Below are 24,247 nucleotides of genomic sequence, written 5' to 3' on the forward strand. Positions count from 1 at the left end.
TGTGAAGCTAACGCTTTTCTTTATTCAAATACCCAACCAACTTTAATCAAAGTCATTCTCGGAATCACATGCAAAATAACTTTAAATCCCAATTGTGGAACGCTGTTTTTGTTCTTGTTTTGCTATCAATTTGCGGTCTTGTCTATCTGTCAGGTAAGCGAATCGATTACAGCTGGAATTGGGAGCGTGTCCTTCCTTATATTGCCACTAACGCTGCTTCATCCATTACCGCGCCTGTCGATGGGAACATCATTCTCGACGAGAATAACCAACTGGCTCTGGAGAGTATTCATGGTGATATTGTTCTTGAACTAAGCCAATATAAGTCTGTGGACGTCTATGAAGGTGATCTTATTTTTGAAGGAGATACCTTAGCAACTATAAAAGAGTGGCGCTCTGGCCCAATTTTAGATGGTGTTGTGACGACCATTAAAATCTCGCTCTGGTCACTTATCATTGCTCTAGCGTTGGGCTTAGTTGTCGGACTAATGCGTATATCCAGCAATCCGGCATTAAAAAAGCTGGCGCTTGTGTATGTCGAGGTCATTCGTGGAACGCCTCTTTTAGTACAGATTTTTATCGTTTACTTCTTTATTGGTACTGTGCTTGACCTTGAGCGTTTTACTGCGGGAGTGATAGCGCTCTCCGTGTTTACCGCCGCTTATGTCGCAGAAATTGTGCGGTCAGGAATCCAGTCAATCCCAAGAGGACAAATGGAAGCGGCGCGTTCACTAGGAATGAATTATCCCAAAGCGATGATTTATGTCATTTTACCTCAAGCGTTTAAGCAGACATTACCTCCCTTAGCCGGGCAGTTTATCAACCTGATAAAAGATTCCTCACTTGTCTCCGTGATTTCGATTACTGATCTGACAAAAGCGGGCAGGGAAGTCGTAAGTGGTAGTTTTGCCCCATTTGAAGTTTGGTTTACCGTAGCGGCCCTTTATTTGCTTCTGACTAGTACCTTATCTTGGGCAATACAAACGTTAGAAAAGAAATTGGCAGCAAGTGATTAATGGTGGAGTCATTAATGGAATACATTATTTCAGCAAAAACAATTAATAAAATTTACCCTAATGGCTGCCATGCGCTCAAGGACGTATCGGTAAATGTAGAAAAAGGGGAAGTGATTGTCATCGTAGGACCGTCAGGTTCTGGTAAGTCAACATTCTTACGGACGATCAATCAATTAGAGACAATAAATAGTGGGTCTATTATCGTAGATGGTATCGATATGTACCACAAATCTACGGATATCAATAAACTACGCGCTGATGTGGGCATGGTATTTCAAGGCTTCAACCTTTTTCCACATAAAACGGCGATAGAGAACGTCATGTTAGCACCTTTAAAGGTTTCTAAACGTGACCCTGAATCGGTGAAGAAAGAAGCAAAAGATTTGCTTTATAAAGTTGGTCTGTCGGAGAGAATGGATAATTATCCTAATCATTTATCAGGCGGACAGCAGCAGCGCGTCGCAATCGCTCGTGCGTTAGCAATGAAGCCCAACATTATGTTGTTTGATGAACCCACATCAGCACTAGACCCTGAAATGGTTGGAGAAGTTCTTGATGTGATGAAAGATTTGGCCAAGGACGGAATGACCATGGTCGTGGTTACTCATGAAATGGGTTTCGCAAAAGAGGTCGCTGATAGGGTGTTGTTTATGGAAGATGGTGAGCTTTTGGTTTCTGACTCTCCTGAGCGATTTTTTGATAACCCCTCCAATCCTAGATTACAGAAGTTTTTATCTAAGGTCTTATAATAAAAAGAAAATTTGATTGAGGGTTAGTCCCTCAATCACTTCATGCACTATTGTGGCTCGTAACGCCCGCCTCGCCGAGAGACATAGATAATGGGCTTTTTACTCTAAGTTAATGGCGATAACATTATCTTGGTCCGAATGAAAGGTCTGGTAAATACTAGAGTGTTTAATCAGCCATTAAGTTTTTGTTCACTTTAAACATAACAATTTCATTTTGAATTGATAAAAATTGTGTTTGAATAGAGCTTATGGATGTTTGGCGGTATGGATGTCTAAATGAAGAAAGTAACAATTTTAGATGGTGGCATGGGGCGAGAGTTAAAACGTATTGGCGCCCCTTTTTCTCAGCCGCTTTGGAGTGCACAAGCGCTAATTGAATCACCACAATATGTAAAAATGGCACATGAGAATTTCATAGACGCTGGCGCAGAGATTATCACTGTCAACAGTTATGCATGTGTTCCATTTCACTTAGGCGAGGAACTCTATGCAAAACGGGGGACTGAGTTAGCAAAATCTGCAGCTAAAATTGCCAGAGATGTAGTCACCAGCTCTAACGATAGAGTGCTCGTTGCGGGGTCTCTTCCTCCTGTAATGGGGTCTTACAGGCCTGAATTATTCGAGCCGAAAAGGGCACTGGAAGTGGCTTCTGAGTTATTTGAAGCTCAAGATCAATATGTTGATATTTGGTTAGCTGAGACCGTGTCTAGCCTCGCTGAAGTTGAAGTTCTATCAATAATTTTAGCCAAAACAGATAAGCCCAATTATATTGCTTTCACCTTAATGGACGAGCCTAACTCTTTGCCTCGCCTTCGCTCAGGGGAATCTCTTAAAGTCGCGGTTAATACGCTGTTGAAAACAAATGTTTCAGGTATCTTTTTCAATTGCTCTATTCCTGAAGTTGTCGAGCAAGCGATCATTGATACACAAGCAGTATTGTGTGAGTCAGGTAGAGAATTGACGATAGGTGTTTTCGCAAATAGCTTTGCTCCGATAAAGCAAGCGCACCAAGCCAACGAGACCATTCAGGAAGTTCGTCATTTCTCTCCGACTGAATATCTTGAGTATGCTAAAAAGTGGCATGCGCAGGGAGCGAGCATTATTGGTGGTTGCTGTGGGATTGAACCACGTCATATTAAATTGCTAGCGACTTGGAGAGACACTCTCGAAAACGCTTAATTTTGGTGAAGCGCAGGGAAGTATGGCAAGAGGTTTTGTTTTTCATTCATCGTTATAGGCAAAATAAAGGTCTTTCATATCTGGCAAAGTAACAAGATGCTTTAACTTGCTCATTACTTTGCCAGTTTTCCTCGAGATCTTTATTAATTATTTTTGGTTCAGATTAACGACAATCTTTCCAACTGTTCTCTGATTTCGCATGTCCAAGAGTGCGTTACCTACATCCTCTAAGCCGATGATCTTCAGTTTCGGTACTTCCAATTCTCCATTTTCTAATAGCTCAGACACTTCCTTTCCGGCATTAACGATACTTGCAAACCCTCTCTCGCCAAAGACATGACCAGAGCCCAAACTTATTTGGTGGAAGCCCAAGCCTTTTAAGAAGGCATCTGGATATTGAGAAGGGTCGACAGTCTTGACGAGCTCCACCATTTCTCCCTCAAAGGTTAATACCGAGGCTGCAATTCGGTCGTTATCACCGCCTACACAATCGAGTGCAACCTCAACGCCATGATTTCCGGTAATGTCCATTACTCGTTGAACTACATCTTCATGATGATAATCAATCGTATGGGTTGCTCCTAACGAGGACAAATATGCGTGATTAGCTTCTGAACTAGTAGCAATGATCTGTTCAACACCAAATGTCTTTGCTAACTGAATAGCAAAGCTTCCAACGCCGCCAGCACCTCCGGCGATAAAAATGCTGCTTCGATTTGAAATATCGAGCTTGTCTACCAAAGCGCGATATGCGGTCCAGGCTGCGCAAGGTGTAGATGCTGCTACTTCAACCGGAACCTGAGGGTGTTTTATAAGCGTTCTTGAATCATGGATTGCAAATTCAGCGAATCCTCCGTGATGGCGTCTCATGTTTCCGTGATACAACACTTTATCGCCAACCTTCCAATCAACGACCGCATCGCCTACAGAGACTATTTCTCCTGATACGTCTAACCCGCCAACAAAATTGTTATCCATGTTAGTGACCATGTCTGACCAATAATGAATTTTTGCATCGACAGGGTTCAAACCAACAGCGTTAACTTTAACCAATACATCAAATTGGGTTTCTAGTTTTGGTGTAGGTAATTCGGATAAAGAGAAAGTATCTTTATCTCGTTGGTAAGTTATCGCTCTCATAGGTTTTCCTTATTATTAAGAATGGTCGAAAGTCATACTAGCTCAGAGCGTGGTGCTGCAATAATTATGGTTTTTTCTTATTTTGATAATTTTAGGTTATGTTTGATAAAAAGGATTCGAGATGCTCTGAAATTATCATCGACAACCAGTCTGCATAGCTAACGACATGTAACTTTTTGATAAGTATTGACTAGTCTTATTATTCCATTTTTATGGAAATATTTTGTTGATCTTTTGTTTTGTGATTCTAGAATCATCGAAATAAAAGCTTATCTATCAGGTAAGCTCGTTAGCGAAAATGACGAGGAGAGTAAATGTGAATACAGAAATTATAACTATGGCTAAAGAAGCGCTGGATATGTTTGCGTTTCTAGCAACCGAACTTATCATCTTATTTCTGGCAATTAGCTACATTGTCGGTGTGTTGCAAGATTTTCTAACGCCAGAAAAAATTCAATCTATTCTCAGCTCGAAAAAGGGTAAAGGTTACTTCATTGCTGCGTTGCTAGGTTCGATTACGCCTTTCTGTTCGTGTTCGACCATTCCTTTCTTAAAAGGCTTGTTGCGTGCAAGAGCAGGTTTTGGACCTATGATGGTGTTCCTATTTGCAAGCCCGTTGCTTAACCCAGTGATTATTGCCTTGTTTGTGGTGACTTTTGGTTGGAAAGTTGCGGTATTTTACTTTGCTATTGCGATGTCAGTATCAGTGGTAGCAGGTTATGTACTTGAAAAACTAGGGTTTGAGCGTTACGTCAAACCAGAAGCATATCAAGCGGTAGGTTCTTCTTCGTGCGGTACTTCTTGTGGCGATTCAAGCAAGAAAAAAGAAGAAGCGAGACCAGCATCAAGCTGTAGTACCAGCGCCTGCAATGAACCTACGCCAGTTGCGGCGAAAACATCTTGTTGTGGTGATGCACCAAAACCTGAACCTAAAGTGGAAGTGTCCTGCTGTTCATCAGACGGTAGTGCAACAGCGACAGTCGTGGAAGAGAAAGAGCCTAGCCGCTGGGTACGTATTTGGCAATCAACTTGGAAAGACTTTAAGCAAGTGTTCCCTTATCTCATGATGGGCATTGCGATTGGTTCATTTATCTATGGCTTCATCCCGACGGAGTTCATTGCGGAGTTCGCTGGTGAAGCGAAGTGGTACGCGATTCCGGTCGCAGCAATCATTGGTATTCCATTGTACATCCGTGCAGAGGCGGTCATTCCACTTAGCGCGGCACTAGTACAAAAAGGTATGGCTCTTGGATCTGTTATGGCGCTTATTATTGGTAGTGCTGGCGCAAGTCTTACAGAAGTAATTTTGTTGAAATCAATTTTTAAGAACCAGATGATTGCTGCCTTCCTAATCGTTATCTTAACGATGGCCATGGGAGCGGGTTACTTATATACCTGGGCTTTTTTATAAAAATAACCCTCGGGCGATTGCTCGAGGGCTCTGTTTTTGTCGCCATATAGGGAAAGGGAAGTTTCCTATACCGCGCAGGCTATAAAAAGATAAAGAGGTTACTCGTAAATACTATAGGAGAAATACTTGCTGGCGATGGTTTTATGCTTACCGCTCTGGATCAATTTTTGTATTCCGCTATCGAGTAATGCTTTTAATTCTTTGTCTTGTTTTCTCACTGCTACGCCAATGCCACGGCCGAACCACTTTTCCTCTGTAAACGCTGGTCCAGTAAAGTGATAGCCTTCACCTTGTGCAGTTTCAAGAAAACCAGCACTTAAACCGATTGAGCCGCCAAATACAGCATCTAACCGTCCATTGAGTAGATCAGTAAATGCCTCATCGAACGTACCATAACGACGAATATCAATATCTGGATACAAGGCCGAAAGGTACTTATCACCAATTGTGGCTCTTTGAACTCCAATAGATAAACGATTTAGGCTGCCGTTATCCATGTTGATTTCTCTATCATTTTTCATTACAAAACGAGTCGGTACTTTTGCATAAGGGACGGTGAAATCGACTTTCTTTTCTCGTTCTTCTGTGATTGTCATTGCAGCAATAATCGCATCGTTCTTGCGACTAAGGAGAGAAGGGATGATGCCATCCCAATCCATTTTTGAGATAACGCACTTTACTTCTAACTCTTTGCATAACGCGTTAGCGAGGTCGACTTCAAACCCTTCTAGCTTTCCCTCTTTTGTCGTCCAGCTAAATGGGGGGTAAGCCCCTTCAACAGTGAAGCGAATTTGTTTCCACTCTTTCGCATGGCTGAAAACTGAAAATAAGCTAATAAACAATACGACTATCCATTTCATAAACGTTTCCTTGTAACTATTTGGAAACCAATGTTTAACACAAAGTAAGCAAATATCAATGAAAGTGCATATATGTGTGACCTTTCGCCCGCATTGTGTGAGCGAAAGGTTTTACGTGTATTACAGCTTATCTTCAATAGTTACGAGGGGAACTCTCGTTGAGACAGCGTGAAGTGCAATGTTGTGAATCATTTCATCGACCGTGGTACAGCTATCCATTAAGATCGAAACATCATACTTGTCCGCAGATTTTGAGATAGCAGTATGTGTCACGCAGTTTTGTGTCATCATTCCGCATACAAGTAACTCCGTTACATTTTTGCTTGCCAATACTTCTTCTAAACGTGTTCCTTCAAAGCTATCTGCGAAGTGCTTTACCACGATTTCGGAATTCGGCGCTAAAGCAAGAACTTCTGGGTGAATATTGGCACCGTCGCTGCCTTCATTGAAGAATGGGGCAATACCCATGGCAGGGTCGGAAATATGCTGAATATGAATCACAGGAATGTTTTGCTCATTGGCTTTAGTTATTGCTCTCTTAACATTGTCTAAAGTCGATTCTGTATTCCATAAAGGAAACTTTCCTTCTGGGAAATAGTCGTTTTGCAAATCAATTACAAGTAGGGCTTTTTGAGTCATTTTCTTTTCCTTTTATTGAGGATCATTGCGGTACGAATAATATAAAGACTTTTAGCTACCTTCTTTAGAGTCTAAAATGACACAAAAGAGTCAAAAAGCGACACTTGAAGATAAATGAAAATAGCACTCGTTAATTACCCAGATAGCTCGCAAGCCTCCGTATATGGTTTAAGCGAACTCTTCGAGATGGCAAACCGTGCGGCGGCTAAATTGGGCGTTGATGTGCACTTTGAAGTAGAGATATTGGATCACTGGTCAAACACGCACTTCGATGTGAAAACAGCGGTAATGATTCCGCCTAGCGGCACTGGTCAATATTACTTAGAACCAGAGCCAGAGCTACTCGACTGGTTAAATGTCCAATATAGTAAAGGTGCGATTTTAGCCTCCGCCTGCGCTGGTACTTTTATTCTTGCTCAAACCCAGTTGTTGACCAATAAGTCTTGTACGACACACTGGGGCTTGGCTCCTTCATTAGCGAGTCAGTTTCCCGATATCCACGTAAGACAAGAAGCCATCCTTATTAACGAAGGAACGATCATTACGGCTGGGGGTATGATGTCATGGGTGGATTTAGGTTTGGAGTTGGTTTCCTTATTTGCGTCACCGGAAGTAATGCGCCTGTTAGGAAAAATGTTGGTTATTGATACTGGTCCGAGAGAGCAACGCTTTTATCAACAGTTTACTCCAAACTTCCAACATGGTGATGAGGTAATTGTTCAAATACAGCACTATATAAACGATCATTATCAAGGAAAACTGAGCAATAAAGAGCTTGCAGAGTTGAGTTGTTTAACAGAAAGGACATTGCAGCGACGCTTTAAAAAGGCGACAGGTTTCAATGTTAACCAATACATACAAAGCTTAAGAGTACAAAAAGCTTGTGATTTACTTGAGTCGACAACCCTAACATTTGACGCAATATCATTTAGAGTGGGTTACCAAGATGTGAGCGCGTTCAGGAAAATATTTAATAGAATCGTAGGTTTAACACCGAAGTCGTTCAGATCTCGGTTCTGTTCATGAACGCCAGAAGTAAGATAATGTTGGTATTAAACATTTATAACTCAGAAGCAAACACCGCATATTTTTACAAGCTGGCTTAGCGTGATGAAAAGGGATAACAAGCTAAGCCAACCGTAGCGCACTCATAATTACTGAACATTTTGTAGAATGCTTAAAGGGTTCTCAAATTACAATGACTTGTATAGGTCGTTGTTAATCACAAAAGCTATGTGATTTCCAAAACCAGTTTCCCAATATGTTGCTTGCGTGAAAATACTTCTTGCGCTTGACCTATCTGGTTCAAGGGAAATGACTCCGCGACTAAGGGACGAATTGCGTTCTGTTCGATATAGCGAACCAAGTTACCGAATACTTCTGGTGCCAAAACGGTACAACCAAATAACGCTAGGTCTTTAAGGTAAAGAGTTCTTACATCCAGCTCGACAATTGGGCCGCCTATGGCGCCGGAAACAGCGTATCTTGATCCTGGCTTTAGTACCTGAAGAAATTGTGGCCACTGCTCTCCTGCGACCAAATCAATCACTACGTCAACGCTGTTTTCTCCGAGAGTCGCTGTTAAATTTGCATCGCGAGGGATAACTTGGTTTGCTCCTAATGCCGTGATCTGTTCTTTCTTTTCTGGGCTGGCGATAGCAATGACGTATGCTCCACGCGCCTTCGCCAGTTGGATTGCGGCAGAGCCAACACCGCCGGATGCCCCTGAAATCAGTACGGTATCGCTCGCTGTGACATTAGAGCGGACAAGCATGTTCTCGGCAGTTGAATAAGAACAAGGGAAGGAGGCCAAATCGATATCCGATAAACTACTATTCACAGCATATGCATGTTTACTGTCAACAACAGTGAACTGAGCAAAGCCACCATCACATTCTGAACCGAAGTACCAAGGCGAGCTAAGTGCTTGACTGTTGAAGCGCGTAATACATGGTTCGATGAGCACACGCTGACCGATTCGTGATGGGCAGATATTCTCACCAACAGCGACGATGGTACCGCATACATCGGCACCTTGGATTCGAGGGAGAGATAGCGCGTCTCCTGACCAACTTGCATCCATGCTATTGGCGTCATTTTTAGAATACCATGCTGTTCGGGTATTGATGTCGGTGTTATTGACTCCGGCGGCGGCAACTTGGATCAATACATCATCAGGCGAGGGGACTGGCACAGGTATATCATCGCGGTAACGAAGCATATCTGGCCCACCATGACCGATAAGTTGGACGCCTTTCATGACTTTCGGGATTGTGGTCATTGATTGTTCTCCTTCATTAGTTCTAGCAGAGTGTGTTCAGCGGATGCAAAGGCAGCGTGACCGAGAACCGGCCATGCGTTGGATAGACCTTCATGTAACAAGAAGAGTGTGGTTGCGAGGTCTTCTCGCTGACTTAGTTGGACCATAAGCTGACGAACCGCCAATTTGTGTTGTTTTACTGCTTGATTAATAGATAGATTTTCTGGATAGGCTGCTAATGCATTGATGGACATGCAGCCATTCGGTGCAAACTCCTTCATCCAATCCTCGAGGCGAGTGAATAGGTGTAATACAGCCGGTGTTCCATTGGCAGGGGCGTCTTCGAGCAAAAAACTCAAATACCTTTGATGGCGATGCTCGAGAGCTGCAACAATCATCGCTTCCTTGGAGGGGTAGTATTTGTACAGGGTTCTCAGGCTGACTTCGCAGGCGTTTTTGAGTTGGGGTACGCTCGGCTCGGCGAAGCCATACTGACTGAATGCTTTTTCTAGGCTTGCTGCGATTTTTTCTTTCACTATTTGACATACCAGGTAGAACGTTTGTTTTACCTAAGGGTAGAATAAACTTTCTACCTCTGTCAATGGTGTATTTAAACTCTGTATTGAAAGCCCGACGTAATGCCGGGCTAACTTAAGTGATTTTTATCGATTCGGAACGTGAATCAGTGTGCCGTTGCGTGCTGCTCTCCACGCTTGTCTAGCATTCCGCTGAAACGGGTTAGTAGTAGAGCACCTAATACTACGATCGCGCCAATCCAAGGTGTGTGCATCAGCCCAGCATTGGCCACGATAAGGCCACCACCCCAAGAACCCAGTGCAATACCTACGTTAAATGCAGCAATGTTGAGACCAGAAGCGACGTCGACTGCATCAGGTGAATATTTCTCTGCTAGTTTGACAACATAAACTTGAAGTCCTGGAACGTTACCAAAGGCAAAGGCACCCCAGACAAGAATGGTCACTACTGCAGAAATTGGATTAAATGCTGTGACACTAAACACGAGCAATACCACAATTAGGCCCGAGAAAATCGCTGTCAGAGCTTTGATTGGCCCCATAGAGTCGGCCATCTTTCCGCCCCAGATGTTGCCGAATGCGACCGATACACCATAAACCAACATAATTAGGCTGATAGCGCTAGAGCCAAACCCCGAAACTTCTTCCAAAATAGGAGCCAAGTAAGTGAAGGCTGTGAACGTACCACCGTAACCGAGCGCGGTGATTGCGTACACCAAAAGTAGACGAGGCTGAGTCAAGACTTTTACTTGCGATGACAGCTTGGTTGCTGGTGGTTGTTTCAGATTACTCGGCACTAGTAGAGCGCTTCCTATCAGTGCGATGATTCCAAGGATCGCGACGATTAGGAAGGTTGCCTGCCAACCAAATGTCTGGCCAATCCAGGTGCCAAGTGGCACGCCCGTCACTAGAGCTACGGTGAGACCGGTAAACATAATAGCAATTGCGCTAGCGGCTTTTTCTTTTGACACTAGGCCAGTGGCGATAGTCGAGCCGATCGAAAAGAACACACCGTGTGCAAGCCCGGTCAGTATCCTTGCTGTAACTAGTGTGTTGTATCCAGGTGCTTGCCAGGCTAACAGATTGCCAAGAACAAACAGTGCCATAACAGAAAGCAGAACGTACTTTCTTTTCCAGTTACCAGTCAGCGCTGTTAAAACGGGAGCACCAACCGCGACACCAAGTGCGTACAGGCTAACTAAAAGACCCGCTGAAGGTAATGATACGTTGAGGTCGGAGGCCATAGTCGGTATCAGACCGACAATTACAAACTCCGTGGTTCCAATAGCAAAGGCGCTAAGCGTCAATGCAAGTAAAGCTAAAGGCATAACAACTCTCTCTTAAAATCATTGAATATGAATGGATAAACGAATAGCCCGTCTCCATGTCGTGTATTATTAAAGAGTTATTCGTTGCGAAAAATGGTGTTTATTACAAAATACTTTTGTTATAAATGATTAAAATGCGCAGTTAAGAAAGGGGATGAAATGTTAACCCGATCAGATGAATTAGAGATTCTCATGGCAGTTGTGGATAGTGGTGGATTTTCTTCCGCTGCTGATGCACTAGGTATTCAAGTCGCTAGGGTGTCTCGTGCGGTTAGTAAAGTTGAATCACAGTTGGGGGTAACCTTGCTGAATCGCACGACACGCAGAGTGGAAGTTACTGAGGAAGGGCATCAGTTTGTTGAAGCGGTTCGCTTAGGTTTACTACAAATACAGCAAGCTGAAGAAGAGATCATCACACGAGGTGAATTACCCAAGGGGCGCTTAAGAGTTGATGCCGCTAGCCCATTTGTTTTACATCAACTCGTGCCGTTAATTCAGCCATTTAAAGAGGCTTATCCTGATATTCAGCTCGATCTTACCTCTAATGAGGGTTTTGTGGATCTATTGGAAAAAAGAACCGATGTGGCGATACGTATTGGACGATTATCGGATTCAACACTGCATGCTAAACCTTTAGGAACAAGCCCACTATTTATCGTTGCCACGCCTGGTTATTTATCTAAACGAGGTTTCCCTGAAGCGGTGAGCGATTTGCGCAGTCATAACTTGATCGGTTTTTCTGGCGCTAAAGTGTTAAATCAGTGGCCATTACGAGGGTTTGAGATGATAGAGCCTGATATCCTATCCAGCAGTGGTGAAACGGTTAGACAGTTAGTGCTGGCAGGGAACGGCATTGCATGTTTATCTGGCTTTATGGTGAAAGATGATCTTGATTCTGGACGGTTAGTGGCATTGTTTGAATCGGAAAAAATCACAAATACTGGACGAGAACAGGTCAATGCTGTGTTCTACAAATCTTCTTCAGTCTCTAAGCGTATTTCCGCGTTCATCGACTTTATTCAACCAAGACTTACTTTAAAATAACACTATTATTGTTGTTTTAACAAAAGAGTTTTGTCGTTATTGCAGCTTTTGTTTTTCCAACTGCCAAGCCTAGCGTGCCACCCCTTAGTAAGGTGGCACATATTTTTATTTGCTCTTAGTTAAAGCGTGGCAACACGTACTGAGCGATCTGTTCCATTGATTTATCAATTGGTTGGCTATTACGACGGAAATGCAACCCGATGTGATTGACTCCTGCTTCTTGCATTTTTTCTAGCTCATCGCTCAAGCCATTGACTCCGGCCTGGATACCAAAATGATGCCGAACGACTGGTGCATTTGGGTTATCGACTAAATCAAGATGAATAAAGCTGGCGTAGGGTTTGTTTCCCGCTACGGAGCGCCAAAGTGCAACGCGGTGTTCATGATCATCAGGTGTGCCTGGGTAGGCGAGCCAGCCGTCTAGGTTTTCTCCTATCCATTGTGGACTTTGCTGCGCTAACCCTGCGACATAGATAGGAATATCAGCAAACTCGGGTAATAACTGTAGATCGTTACCCAGCTTATCATTTTGCGTATCTTTCAAAATCTCTACACTTTCTCGAAAAGCCGAGCCACGGCTGTCAAAGTTAGCGTTAAAAACGGGATATTCACTAGGACGGTCTCCACTAGCCACACCGAGTATCAGGCGGTCACCACTTAACTCGTTGATGGTCGCAGCGGCTTTTTTCACTAGCCAAGGTTGTCTTAACGGTAATACTATCGCTGCTGTCCCTAGTAGAATGTTGTCGGTGCACGCAGAGAGATAGCCAAGATAACTGAACGGTTCATAAATTTGTGCCGCGTCTCCAAAGTTAGGGTCGTACAACGGGACATCTCTCACCCACGCTACGTTAAAGCCTAACTTATCGGCTAACATAATACGCTGTTTATGTGCACTCATGTCTGGTACGCCGAACGGTTTTCGTTGGAGCAGGCGTTTTTTCTGGCCTTCTTGGGTCCAGTCATTATCTAGGGGGAGCTCAACCCCGATGGTGAATCTGTTACTTAAATCTTTATGCATTATGAAGCCTGACTATTACTGTGAGTACTAGGAGGCAAGGTGCCTCCCTGATATTCAGGACACTATGAGATTTTTGTTGTGAGAAAAAGCGGCAAAAAGACAAAAGTGTTTTGCCACAAACAGCGGTGGCCTTTAAAGGAACTGGTGGTTCTCTACCTTGATTTCTTGCTTGATGAAGTCAATAAAAGAGCTGATCCGGCGTGAGGTACTGGCATTTTTGTAATACACCGCATGAACGGGCTGTTCGACATTATGCGTGTGTTCACTAAGCACGCCCACTAAGCGACCAGCTTGTCGGTCAGAGTAGGTCATAAAGTCAGACAGGCAAGCTATCCCCGCACCATGTAAGGCTAAACATCTTAGCGTCTCGCCATTATCAGATCTTAGGCTACTCATAATACGCAGAAGTTTGTTCTTATCATCCATGATCGGCCATTCCTTAAGATACTCCGGCTTGTTGAACCCAAGTAGCTTGTGATTGAGTAACTGATCTATTGAGGTTGGAGTACCATGTTGTCTTAAATACTCTGGACTTGCGACGATTCGAATCCGACTTTTACCAAGAAATATCGCGCGCATGGTTGAGTTTTGTAGCTCACCGATACGAAAAGCAATATCGGTTTTTGTTCCCAAAAGGCTAATATTTTCCTCATTGGAATTGAGATCGATTTCGACTTCTGGATACAAGCTCTGATATTTAGCAATGTGCGGCGTTAGTACGTGCAGTAAGAAGGGGGTAGCTGCGTTTATTCGTAGGAGGCCAGAAGGCTTATATTTCTGGCTTTTCAGTTGTGCTTCGGCATTCTCTACTGCTTCTACAATATGTCTGACTTTATCGAGGTATATCGTTCCTTCATTAGTAACATCTAACTTACGGGTTGTGCGATTTAACAAGGTCGTTTCGAGTTTGGCTTCTAGCCGAGATACCGATCGACTCACCGCCGAGACGGTCATCGATAACAGTTCAGCCGCAGAGCTGATTGAACCCGTATCGACCACGGCCATAAAGGTGCGCATTTCATCTAGAGTAGCTTTCATTGTTGAATATATTTCAAATTAGATTTGAGTATTGTTAACTTTACGGAAAGTTTCTTGAGGCGTAAAGTTTTGCTTCGAATCAACTATAAAATCGATAATTCAGGAGATTTAGATGAAAGTACCATCATTTGGCGTCGGCACGTTTCGTTTAGAGGGTGAAGTAGTTAAGGATTCAGTCCGTAATGCGTTAGAAGTGGGTTACCGCGTAATTGATACTGCACAGATTTACGGTAATGAGGCAGAAATCGGTGAAGTATTGACACAGTCCGGTATTGCACGTGATGAGCTATTCATTACGACCAAGATCTGGGTTGATAACATGAACACGGAACAACTCATTCCAAGTCTAAAAGAGAGCTTAGAAAAGCTAAATACAGATTATGTGGATTTGACCTTGATCCACTGGCCTGGCAATAACAATAACTTGAACGAATACATGGCTTCATTACTTGAAGCTAAATCGCAAGGGTTAACCCGTAATATTGGCGTATCCAACTTTAATATTGACTTGTTGCAACAAGCGATAGAAGTGGTCGGTAAAGAGAATATTGTTACTAACCAAATCGAGCTTAGCCCTTATTTGCAAAATCGTAAGTTGGTCAGCTTCATGCAGGAAAACGATATTCAGGTAACGTCTTACATGACCTTGGCATATGGGAAAGTACTTGGGGACCCAACTATTGCAGGTATTGCTGAGGACTATCAGGCCACGCCCGCTCAAGTCGCGCTTGCTTGGGCTTTGTCAAAAGGTTACGCGGTGATCCCGTCTTCAACTAAACGAGAGAATTTGGCAAGTAACCTGAAAGCACTTGAACTTAATCTGAGTGAAGAGACGATTGCAAAGATAGATGCGTTGGAAAGAAATGGCCGCGAAGTAAACCCTGAAGGGCTAGCGCCTGAGTGGGATGATTGAGTGAGTTTCACGGGAAATCATTGTCTAAATGACACCTCTGCAATCGCTGACTTCCTCAGCGTTTGACGGTAGTACAACACCATAGACGATAACGGCTCGCTTGTCTGACGATAGTGCGAGCTTTTATCTTTTTGGCCTATTAGTTTACTGTATTCTCCCGGCCTTCAATTTGGCCGGGAGACGTCATTTAGAGAACAGTTACCATTCGATTGTAGAGCCATCAAATACGCGGAAGCTTCCGGATTGCTCAAGTGTTAGCTGTTCTGCGACCGAAACAATACCAGCAACACTTTCCTCGGCAGAAAAGGTTGCGTCCTCACCGCCCATATCGGTTTTTACCCAGCCGGGATGAACTGCGACAGTTTTTACTCCTCGCGATTCGAGATTGCGTGCTGCTGATACTAGAACCTGATTAAGCGCTGCTTTAGATGCTCGATAACTGTACATGTTACCTGAACTGTTATCGCTTAAACTCGCAACTCGGGTTGAGATTCCCACGATGGTTTTGTGCTGACTTTTCGCAACGTTGTCTTGTAGTGCTTGAATTAGCAGGGCAGGTGCGACGGTATTTATGTTTAGTACTTCTAGCCATTTTTTCTGGGTCATTTCGCCAAGCGTTGCACACTCTTCGCCTAATACACCTGCATTCAGAATTAAATGATCGAGCGGACGATCCGCTAATCGAGTGGCTAACTGATCGATATCTTGTTGGTTAGTGACGTCTAGAGCCATCAGTTGAAGTTGATTAGATTGGGTTACTAGTTCATTGAGCTGCTTAGCATTTTCTGGTGAACGACAAGTTGCGATAACTTGCCAACCTTTTCCAAGGTAGTGGCGGACAAATTGCAAGCCTAAGCCACGGTTAGCGCCAGTGATTAATACAGTAGACATCGCTTCTCCTACGTTGTTGAGTTGAACAACGACCATATTAGAGGCGACGTATAAGCATGTAATCAAAACAGTATAAAAATGGCCTAGAATTCGACATTGTCAAATCTTAAAGTTTGAGAAAGATGCTGGCAAAGTGTTTTAGCCTAGTGACCGTCAGTTCGGAGGCAGCACCGCTGACACCTGCAACAGCAACGACTTTACCATCCAAGTAAAGGGGGATCGCTAAGCAATTGAGGTTTGGCTCTGCCTCTTCTAAATCGAGTGCGTAACCTGATAATACAACCTGATTAAGTTCAGTTTCTAACGTGGGGGATATTTGGCTTTCAAGGCGCAATGTTCGGCGAAGCTCATCATCAAAACTAAGAAAAACCTTGCCGATCGCAGATGTTGTGAGTCCTTCTCGTTTCCCTCTCGGGCTACGGATAGTAAGAGGGTTATCCTGCTCTATAGCATCGATATACAAGTACTCTTTAGCGCCACTTTGTACAGCGAGGTAAGCAGTGTTGTTAGTCATTTGGGCCATTTTTTTCAGCAATGGAACAAAATGTTGTCGGATAGCTTCGTTTTTTTGTTCAATCGGCTTAGATAGTTCATAGCATCTAAACCCTAGGCTGTAGCTATGGTTGTGTTTGGATACATATCCAAGAGAGTGTAGAGTCGCAAGTAACCCGTGAACAGTCGTCTTATTTAACTGGATCGCATTACTGATCGTCTGTAATGATAGGGGAGACTCACTCATCGAGAGCAACTCGAGGATTAGAAAACCTCGCTCTAGAGACTGAATGTTTTTTCTTGCCTTGGGCACAAAGACTCCTTGATGATGGTGTTGCATCTGAATGGCTTACTGATGCTTCCACCTATAACAAACCACTACGCTGGTGGTTTGGTTTTATTAGAGAATATACTCAGCACTTAAACTGATCGGCTCGTTGTATGCGTCCACAAGGGAGTTTTTTCCTTGCTTCTTAGCATTGTATAACGCTTGGTCTAATATCGAATAGAGCTCATCAAAGTTGGTGAGTGGCATTGAGGTTGATAGATAGGCCAGACTCGCAGATATATTCAATTGATGGTCATTAAGCGAATGTACACTCTTTTCTGAAATTGTTTTATGCAGACTTTGTATTCTAAAGGGAACGTCAATCTCATCGACGTTTTTCAATAGCAAGATAAACTCTTCTCCACCTAAACGACCCAAGTAATCACCCTTATTAAGTTTAGCTTTAAGCGCTTTGCATACCTGTTGTAGTACTAAGTCGCCAGTCGGATGACCGTACTGATCATTAATCGCCTTAAAGTCATCTAGATCGATTAATGCTAGAACGTAGCGGAAGTCTCCTTCCGCTTTGGAGGTTTGGCTTTTAATCGTCTCTATAATTGCCGCTCTGTTTAATGCACACGTTAAGCTGTCTATTTTGGCTTTTAAGCGTGTTTGTCGCTGAACCATCAATGCCAGAGCGAGGAGAATCAATAAACAGAAAACAACAAAATTATAAGTGCGTTGTTGGTCTGTGAGTTTTTCAAACTGGTACTGACTTAGAAGAGTTTCGTTGTTCAACTGCGCGACTTGTAGATCATATTCATACTCTTTTTTAGTGAGATCTAGTGCCTCTAACGCCTTGATATTACTCGCGTCTCGGTTCGTTAGTTCAATCGTCGAGTAGGCCTTGTGATGCTCCAGCGCCTTTTTGTAATCATTTTGAGCTTGGTATGCTTTTGAGAGGAGTAATTGGGCTTGCGCTTGCAATAAGGGCCTAGCGTTTTTTACCGCTAATCTTAACGCAATTGTACCGTGTTCAATCGATTTTTCGGGTGTATGGTTCTTTAAATATGCCAATCCAGCAGCCAAATGACCCTCTGTTTCAAGGTGCGTATTCTCATAAGTTTGGGCAATGTTTAATGCTCTTCCAATGTAATCTACCGCGGTATCCAATTGCCCAGAATCGGCCAAAGCAGCAGATAACCCTAAATAGGTCAACCCTTGCCCGTATGGATAATGAAGTTGTTCGAGAATCGTTAATGCATTTTTGTAGTGGCTGATGGACTTATCGAGTTCTTTGGATTTTCTGTACATCGCTCCTAGACTATGTTCGACTTGCGCAACTTCAAGAGGTGTCCCTTCATCTTGGCGAACCAGTAAGGCTTGAATGAGATATTGCTCTGATTGTTCAAATTGCCCCAGCTCTGCAAGTAAATTGCCGACGTCATTGTAAATCCCTGAAGGATCGCTTTGCGTCGACATGTTGGCTATCAACTGTCGATACAAACTTAAGGCTTTTTCATAGTCACCACGGTAATTGTAGTTATTTGCTACCACGCGCAAAGCAAGATCAACAGGGAAGTTTTCTTGATGCTTATGATTTAAGTGGCTCTCTATGGATGAGCAATAAAAGTTTGCTTTGTGATAACGACCTTGTTGATTCAGCGTATAACAAAGTTGATAGTTCATCAGAGCCTTGCCTTCGGAATCGGATATTTTCTTCATTGTCTGTCGCAAAGAAGAAAAGCTATCTACTGAGGCCTCGTAACTACCATGCTTACGTTCATTTAAGGCAAGAATATATTCTGATTCTAATTGAGAAAAATGGTTGTCTAAGACTTGACTGCTGCCGTAGTAAGGCTGATTTATGTTTGACATATATTCATAAATCAATCCACTTACGTAGAGCTTTTCGCTGTCCGATTTCGCTGTATGGTAGCGATCTTGAAGCATGCTCAATGCCGACTCAGGGTTGCTTCGTAGTGTGGTTTGGTAGACAGAGTGCCACTGTGTGATATTTTGGTTTGGTTCAATATCTTGAGTGTCGCTTGCATATACTGGAGTGAGCAAAAGTGACGCAAGCAAGGGATAGAGCACGCGCATGTTTAAACGAGCCTTTAATTTAAGGTGCCTTTAAAGTTGAGTTATCATAGCGCTTTTAACGCATCAGCGTTGTGATTAAGTTGGGTGTACTAAGAAAAAGAGTAGTAAAACTATGCACTTGGTCGAGATATTGAAAGAAGAGGCATAAAAAAGAAAGACCTCAACATAAAGTTGAGGTCAGAAATCTTTAATCAATGTAAAGCTTTGCTAGATCTTGAGGCTCCATTTCTTTGCCTTCTAACTGATCGTTCCAGTTAGTTCCAACAAGAACACCATCTTCAGCAAGAGTCAAAAGCCAATCTTCAACAAAGATATCTAATGGGATTTCTAGTACAGTAAAATCTGCCCATTCTTCAACATTATGTGCTTCTGCATCTTCTTTAGAAGACCAGAAAGGCATGACTTCGCTGTTTTCGAATTCAGTTGAATCGCAAGATAGCCAACCTTCTTCATTGCGTAAACCCCAAACCAATTGGTTTTCTTTCGTTTCTGCAACAAAAAGGTCAAGGTTCGCTTGGATATCTGATGTAAGTTTGCTCATTTCAAAACTCTCGTTGTTATGACGTGGCTAGAGTAACACTAAAGTGCCGATTCCTAAAGCATAATACGGTTGTCGAAATGAGTAAAAATAAAGGAGCCGAAGCTCCTTTTCTGAGGTTAAGTATTCACTCGTTTTTGTTTGCTTTGTGCTTGCAGAGCAAACAAAAACAGGTGCTTTACCTTTCTGGAAGAGTTGTGAATATTGTCCACTCTCTTTTTATCTCGCCTTTGTAACCAACGACTGATGCGGTTACTCGACGATTTAAAGCATGGCTGACTTCATCGGTCCCTTGCTGTGCTAAGTGAGTGTCACCAAAACCAACAATGCGGACTCTACTCGGTTCGATGTCGTAGCTTAGTAGGGCTTCACGGACATTGCGTGCTCGTCTTTCAGAAAGATCTTGGTTATGCTTTGAACCACCAACTTTACTAGCATAGCCGTGCAGCTCTATCGAAGTAGTAGGGTACTCTTTTAAAAAGTCGGAAAGCTCTCGGACTTGTCTTCTGAAGACTGGATTGATCTCATCAGAGTCGTTAGCAAAAAGTATCCGCACTTGCATGTTATCTGATGCTTTAATGTATTCTCCACAACCGTCGTTGTCGACCTCTGAGCCTTCAGGTGTACCTGGGCACATATCTCGAGCATTGATGACACCATCGTTATCGTCATCTTGCAAATCTGCTATTTGTTCTGCATTTGGTACAGGACGATACTCATATTCGTCTTCAGCAACAACGTGTTGAGTGATGGCGAGCATACCCAATGCAAATAGAATCTTCACTGGTTTCATGATCAGTACTCCACCTTTTCATTCCATTCTGTAGGTACATCGACACGCAAGGCATTTAACAATTGGCCAGTCGCGTTCATAACGCGGTACTTGGCGTACTGCTCTGAGTATCGAGCATCCAAGTAGTTCTTTCTCGCTTCGAAAAGTTCGTTTTCAGTATTTAACAAGTCCAGCAGAGTGCGTTTTCCAATGCGATACTGCTTTTCGTAGGCGATGACAGTTTCTGAGGCCGAATCTACGTGATCCGCTAGGAACTCTTTTTGTTGAAGTGTTAAATCTAACGCACTCCAAGATAGACGAAGACCTTCTTCTACTTGGCGGTATGCACGTTCTCTTAGGTCTTTTGCTTTATTTAGTTGGTAGGCAAAACTTTCAGCGTTGGCTACGTCACTACCACCGTTAAAGAGGTTGTAACGCATACGTAACATTGCTGTTGTCTCTTCGCTGCTTCCTTCGATACCGCTTGCATCATCACGCCATGTTTGAGCCGCTTCTACCGATATCGTTGGGTAGTAAGTTCCCTTAGATTGCTTGTATTGGAACTTTGCAGAGTCCACATCAGCTACCGAAATTTTGATTACTGGATGTGACTCGAATGCCAAGTCAATCGCTTCATCGATGGTGTAGGGAATAAAGTTTTGGTCCGCTCTTGGGAAAATCAATCCTTGTGGTGACTGTCCGACAAGGCGTGTAAAGGTGGTGTGGCTGTCATATAAGTTGTTCTGAGCTGCCACCAAGTTACCATGAGCCTTTGCTAAACGAGCCTCTACCTGGGTTAGGTCTGCTGTAGAACCGATACCTGAGTTAACTCGCTTTTTAATGTCTTCATAGATCTTCTTATGCACTTTCAAGTTATTCTCGGAAAGTGTAAGAATTTCATAAGCTTTTACTGAGTCTAAATAAACTTTCGCGACCTTTAGAGCGGTGTCTTGGGCATCAGCTAGAAGTTGATAACGGACCGATTCAGCATCAGCTGCTGTTCGATCCATATCATTAAGTGTCGCTGAGCCATCCCATATTAGCTGGGTTAGTGTCACGGTGGCTTCTTTTCTTGTCAGATCGGTTGAATCTCGCCCTGACTCTGCGGGTTTGATTCCTTCGTAACCGATACCGGCATCTAAGTCTACGGATGGGAGGTAAGCACCACCAGATGCTTCATTCACATACTGCTTGCTAACGAATTCATTGAACGCACTTTTGATGTCAGGATTGGTTTTTAATGTGTTTTCAACCGCTTGCTCTAGCGTTTGCCCAAAAGCATGACTAGCGGTGAACATACCAATACAAAAGGCGTTGGCACGAGTCCACTTCACTGTGATTCTCCTAGATAATGGTAAAAATTCTCGAGGTGATAGGGCTTATAAGTGGAATACTTATAAGGGCGTCAATAATTTAGCGCACAATAACATTAATATGCGATGAAGTAACCTGTTGATTCGCTGTTCATTTGTTTCAATTTTGATAAATCAACCTACTAAATCTGCCTAAAACTTGAATTAAGATCTCAAATTAAAGATGGAGGTAATGGCTAGAAACGAGTGTCCAGATTTTAATAAAATAAAACACTTATGCGTCTGGATTCTTATTGATGTATGACACATAATTACTTCATTGAGCATCAAATTGCTGTTATTGCACTATATATTCGGGCAATATATAGCAAATTAGTATTATTAGTCAAAAACTTGACAGTTATTTAGGGTTAAGGTTTATATGGATCGTACAGCATTAGTGCCACTCGGTAATCAAGTCGTCGTAATAGGTTTGGATGGGCAGCTGAGAGTCCTTGCAGAAGGACAGCAGCCTCTACCAGGTGAAGTGATAGTGGCAATGACAGATGCTGCGCCTCAAGACCTGAAAATTCAGCTTGCTCAAGAGCAAGGTTTAAAAGATATTTCAGAGGATGTAGCACAGATTATTAGTGCTATTGAGCAAGGTCAAGACCCTTCTGCTATTGATGAAGAACTCGCACCTGCAGCGGGTGAAAATAGTGGCTCCAGTTTGCAAAATAGTGCCACGATTGTACGAGATGGTACTGAAGTGCTAGCCTCAACAAACTTTGAAACTATTGGCCTAGAATCCCTCGGCTTATCTGAAACACAAGCGTTGACCTTAAATGACTTCTTCACAACAGGTATCGAGACAAGTGGGGATGGCTCAAGTAAGCCACTTACTAATTCTCCAGTGACATTAAGCGCTGTTGAGGAAGATAGCGATCCAATCACGATAACTACTGAAGAATTACTATCTAATGTCAATATTGATGATGCCGATACTCTTGTCATTACAAACGTCACTATTGAGAGTGGGAATGGCACCTTAATTGATAACAGCGATGGATCTTGGACTTACATTCCAGAGGCTGATGATGACACTGAAGTGTCATTCTCCTATGACATTATTGATAACGATGGCGGTGTTATTAATGGCACTGCTAACTTAGATATTACGCCTGTTAATGACGCGCCAATAGCAACTAATGATGCGATTCAAACTGACGAGGATTCCCAGGTTGTAATTGATGTGCTCGCTAACGACAGTGATATTGAAGGTGATGATTTAATCATTACCTCTGCTTCTGTACCAGAAGAGCAAGGTATCGTTGAGATTATCGATGGTAAGCTTGTTTTCACTCCGGCTGAAAATTTCAACGGTAATGCAACGATTAGCTACACCATCTCAGATGGTGAGTTAGAGGATGAAGCCCAAGTTTCGGTAACAGTAAACTCAGTTAACGATGCGCCTATTGCCTCTAATGATACAACAATTACAGAGGAAGATAGTTCAGTAACGGTTGATGTCCTGCCAAACGACACCGACATTGATGGCGATACGCTGTCGATTGAATCAGCGTCTGTACCTGAAGCGCAAGGCACAGTCGAGATTGTTGATGGCAAGTTGGTCTTCACACCGGCTGAGAACTTCCATGGTGACGCCGAAATCACTTACACCGTGACCGATGGTTCGCTGACCGACCAAGCGACGGTCAACGTCACCGTGAATGCGGTGAACGACACGCCTGTGGTTGAAAGCAACATTGCAGACCAAACCTTGGCGGAAGATTTTACGCCATACACCATCAATCTGAATACCGCTTTCAGCGATGTGGATAACGTAGATGGCGAGCTGAGCTTCAGTGTCTCTGGCAACAGCAACGTGTTGGTGTCGATTGAAAATGGCATCGCGACCATTAGCCCAACGGCAGACTGGAACGGCTCAGAAATCCTAACCTTTACGGCTACCGATCCAAGCGGCGAAAGCGTTAGCCAAACGGTGAACTTCACAGTGGCGCCTGTGGCGGACATCGTGGCAGATAAAGCAACGGTCATGGAAGACACGCCAACCATCATCAAGGTCTTAGATAACGATACGTTTGAAGGCGACGATAAAGTGGTGTCGCTGGATACCAATAACGGTCCAGCGAACGGCACGGTCTCGGTCAACCCAGATGGCAGCGTAACCTACACGCCAAACGACAACTACCACGGTACAGACAGCTTTACCTACATCGTTACGTCTGGGGGCGTCAGTGAATCCACCACGGTGAACGTCGATGTCACACCAGTGAACGACGCGCCAGTGGCGACCAATGACAATGCCGTTACTGACGAAGACACGCCAGTGACGATTGATGTTCTGCCAAACGATACTGACATCGATGGTGATACGTTAAGCATTGATTCGGCGTCTGTGCCGAGTGACCAAGGTACAGTTGAAATTGTTGACGGCAAGTTGGTGTTCACACCGGCTGAGAACTTCCATGGTGACGCTGAAATCACTTACACCGTGACCGATGGTTCACTGACTGACCAAGCCACGGTCAACGTCACCGTGAATGCGGTGAACGACACGCCTGTGGTTGAAAGCAACATTGCAGACCAAACCTTGACGGAAGATTTTACGCCATACAGCATCGATCTAAATACCGCTTTCAGCGACGTGGATAACGTTGATGGTGAGTTAACGTTTAGCGTCTCTGGCAACAGCAACGTGTTGGTTTCGATTGAAAATGGCATCGCGACCATTAG

Annotated in this window: 22 protein-coding genes; 8 read left to right on the forward strand and 14 right to left on the reverse strand. The window is 43.5% G+C overall.

What is annotated here, in order from left to right:
- Positions 1-68: 68 nt before the first annotated feature.
- The 3 genes from R8N46_RS17460 (at position 69) to R8N46_RS17470 (ending at position 2,944) form a co-directional block, all read left to right on the forward strand.
- Positions 69-1,016 carry an amino acid ABC transporter permease gene (locus tag R8N46_RS17460; protein WP_318098484.1) on the forward strand — a complete coding sequence of 316 codons (948 nt, stop codon included), beginning with the start codon at positions 69-71 and terminating at the stop codon, positions 1,014-1,016.
- Between the two features lie 14 nt (positions 1,017-1,030).
- On the forward strand, positions 1,031-1,765 hold the full coding sequence (locus R8N46_RS17465; RefSeq protein WP_005377326.1) for an amino acid ABC transporter ATP-binding protein: 735 nt from the start codon (positions 1,031-1,033) through the stop codon (positions 1,763-1,765).
- Positions 1,766-2,041: 276 nt separating this feature from the next.
- Entirely contained in the window at positions 2,042-2,944 is a 903-nt protein-coding gene (locus R8N46_RS17470; protein WP_033906141.1) for a homocysteine S-methyltransferase family protein, read from the forward strand.
- Between the two features lie 147 nt (positions 2,945-3,091).
- On the opposite strand, the gene R8N46_RS17475 is transcribed toward R8N46_RS17470, so the two are convergent.
- The gene (locus R8N46_RS17475; protein WP_104975339.1) at positions 3,092-4,084 is read right to left on the reverse strand and encodes a zinc-binding dehydrogenase; all 993 of its coding nucleotides are present in this window, start codon (positions 4,082-4,084) and stop codon (positions 3,092-3,094) included.
- Between the two features lie 337 nt (positions 4,085-4,421).
- Here R8N46_RS17475 and R8N46_RS17480 point away from each other — a divergent pair, with 337 nt between their 5' ends.
- Positions 4,422-5,495: a permease gene (locus tag R8N46_RS17480; protein WP_250156743.1), complete on the forward strand. Its 1,074-nt coding sequence runs from the start codon at positions 4,422-4,424 to the stop codon at positions 5,493-5,495.
- Positions 5,496-5,593: 98 nt separating this feature from the next.
- Here the strand turns inward: R8N46_RS17480 and R8N46_RS17485 are convergent, their stop codons facing one another.
- On the reverse strand, positions 5,594-6,355 hold the full coding sequence (locus tag R8N46_RS17485) for a transporter substrate-binding domain-containing protein (RefSeq protein WP_115386012.1): 762 nt from the start codon (positions 6,353-6,355) through the stop codon (positions 5,594-5,596).
- Between the two features lie 120 nt (positions 6,356-6,475).
- A complete protein-coding gene (locus R8N46_RS17490; RefSeq protein ID WP_115386011.1) occupies positions 6,476-6,994 on the reverse strand; it encodes a cysteine hydrolase family protein in 519 nt (172 codons plus the stop codon).
- 114 nt (positions 6,995-7,108) lie between these two features.
- On the opposite strand from R8N46_RS17490, the gene R8N46_RS17495 reads away from it, so the two are divergent.
- A complete protein-coding gene (locus R8N46_RS17495) occupies positions 7,109-8,020 on the forward strand; it encodes a GlxA family transcriptional regulator (protein ID WP_115386010.1) in 912 nt (303 codons plus the stop codon).
- Between the two features lie 205 nt (positions 8,021-8,225).
- Here R8N46_RS17495 and R8N46_RS17500 read toward each other — a convergent pair whose 3' ends face one another.
- The 3 genes from R8N46_RS17500 to R8N46_RS17510 all read right to left on the reverse strand — a co-directional run bounded on the left by R8N46_RS17500 (position 8,226) and on the right by R8N46_RS17510 (position 11,118).
- Positions 8,226-9,275, reverse strand: coding sequence for an alcohol dehydrogenase family protein (locus tag R8N46_RS17500; RefSeq protein ID WP_182039736.1), 1,050 nt, complete (start codon positions 9,273-9,275; stop codon positions 8,226-8,228).
- On the reverse strand, positions 9,272-9,793 hold the full coding sequence (locus R8N46_RS17505) for a TetR/AcrR family transcriptional regulator (RefSeq protein WP_031777252.1): 522 nt from the start codon (positions 9,791-9,793) through the stop codon (positions 9,272-9,274). Before R8N46_RS17505 ends, R8N46_RS17500 begins: the two co-directional genes overlap by 4 nt.
- 143 nt (positions 9,794-9,936) lie before the next feature.
- Complete coding sequence (locus R8N46_RS17510) at positions 9,937-11,118, reverse strand: MFS transporter (protein ID WP_017635963.1); 1,182 nt, start codon at positions 11,116-11,118, stop codon at positions 9,937-9,939.
- A gap of 159 nt (positions 11,119-11,277) precedes the next feature.
- Between R8N46_RS17510 and R8N46_RS17515 the strand changes: the two genes are divergently transcribed.
- Positions 11,278-12,162, forward strand: coding sequence for a LysR family transcriptional regulator (locus R8N46_RS17515; RefSeq protein ID WP_005377338.1), 885 nt, complete (start codon positions 11,278-11,280; stop codon positions 12,160-12,162).
- A 115-nt stretch (positions 12,163-12,277) separates the two neighbouring features.
- Here the strand turns inward: R8N46_RS17515 and R8N46_RS17520 are convergent, their stop codons facing one another.
- A complete protein-coding gene (locus R8N46_RS17520; protein ID WP_086046771.1) occupies positions 12,278-13,183 on the reverse strand; it encodes a TIGR03571 family LLM class oxidoreductase in 906 nt (301 codons plus the stop codon).
- Positions 13,184-13,315: 132 nt separating this feature from the next.
- Positions 13,316-14,221 (reverse strand): LysR family transcriptional regulator, encoded by a 906-nt coding sequence (locus R8N46_RS17525; RefSeq protein WP_005377343.1) that lies wholly within the window; start codon positions 14,219-14,221, stop codon positions 13,316-13,318.
- A gap of 112 nt (positions 14,222-14,333) precedes the next feature.
- Here R8N46_RS17525 and dkgB point away from each other — a divergent pair, with 112 nt between their 5' ends.
- The gene (gene dkgB / locus R8N46_RS17530; protein ID WP_017821668.1) at positions 14,334-15,134 is read left to right on the forward strand and encodes a 2,5-didehydrogluconate reductase DkgB; all 801 of its coding nucleotides are present in this window, start codon (positions 14,334-14,336) and stop codon (positions 15,132-15,134) included.
- Positions 15,135-15,332: 198 nt separating this feature from the next.
- On the opposite strand, the gene R8N46_RS17535 is transcribed toward dkgB, so the two are convergent.
- The 6 genes from R8N46_RS17535 to R8N46_RS17560 all read right to left on the reverse strand — a co-directional run bounded on the left by R8N46_RS17535 (position 15,333) and on the right by R8N46_RS17560 (position 21,532).
- Positions 15,333-16,025 (reverse strand): SDR family oxidoreductase, encoded by a 693-nt coding sequence (locus R8N46_RS17535; RefSeq protein WP_033906133.1) that lies wholly within the window; start codon positions 16,023-16,025, stop codon positions 15,333-15,335.
- 106 nt (positions 16,026-16,131) lie between these two features.
- Positions 16,132-16,830 (reverse strand): IclR family transcriptional regulator, encoded by a 699-nt coding sequence (locus tag R8N46_RS17540; protein ID WP_017635969.1) that lies wholly within the window; start codon positions 16,828-16,830, stop codon positions 16,132-16,134.
- An 87-nt stretch (positions 16,831-16,917) separates the two neighbouring features.
- A complete protein-coding gene (locus tag R8N46_RS17545; RefSeq protein WP_318098483.1) occupies positions 16,918-18,888 on the reverse strand; it encodes a tetratricopeptide repeat-containing diguanylate cyclase in 1,971 nt (656 codons plus the stop codon).
- 187 nt (positions 18,889-19,075) lie between these two features.
- On the reverse strand, positions 19,076-19,429 hold the full coding sequence (locus R8N46_RS17550) for a DUF2750 domain-containing protein (RefSeq protein WP_005377352.1): 354 nt from the start codon (positions 19,427-19,429) through the stop codon (positions 19,076-19,078).
- 175 nt (positions 19,430-19,604) lie between these two features.
- The gene (locus R8N46_RS17555; RefSeq protein ID WP_005377354.1) at positions 19,605-20,219 is read right to left on the reverse strand and encodes an OmpA family protein; all 615 of its coding nucleotides are present in this window, start codon (positions 20,217-20,219) and stop codon (positions 19,605-19,607) included.
- A 2-nt stretch (positions 20,220-20,221) separates the two neighbouring features.
- Positions 20,222-21,532 (reverse strand): TolC family outer membrane protein, encoded by a 1,311-nt coding sequence (locus R8N46_RS17560; RefSeq protein WP_213972517.1) that lies wholly within the window; start codon positions 21,530-21,532, stop codon positions 20,222-20,224.
- A gap of 400 nt (positions 21,533-21,932) precedes the next feature.
- Here R8N46_RS17560 and R8N46_RS17565 point away from each other — a divergent pair.
- Positions 21,933-24,247: tandem-95 repeat protein (locus R8N46_RS17565; RefSeq protein WP_318189659.1), on the forward strand; the 2,315-nt coding region annotated here is incomplete at its 3' end.

Origin of the sequence: Vibrio sp. 1874 (genome assembly GCF_033344395.1) — a bacterium.
Lineage (GTDB): Bacteria > Pseudomonadota > Gammaproteobacteria > Enterobacterales > Vibrionaceae > Vibrio > Vibrio alginolyticus.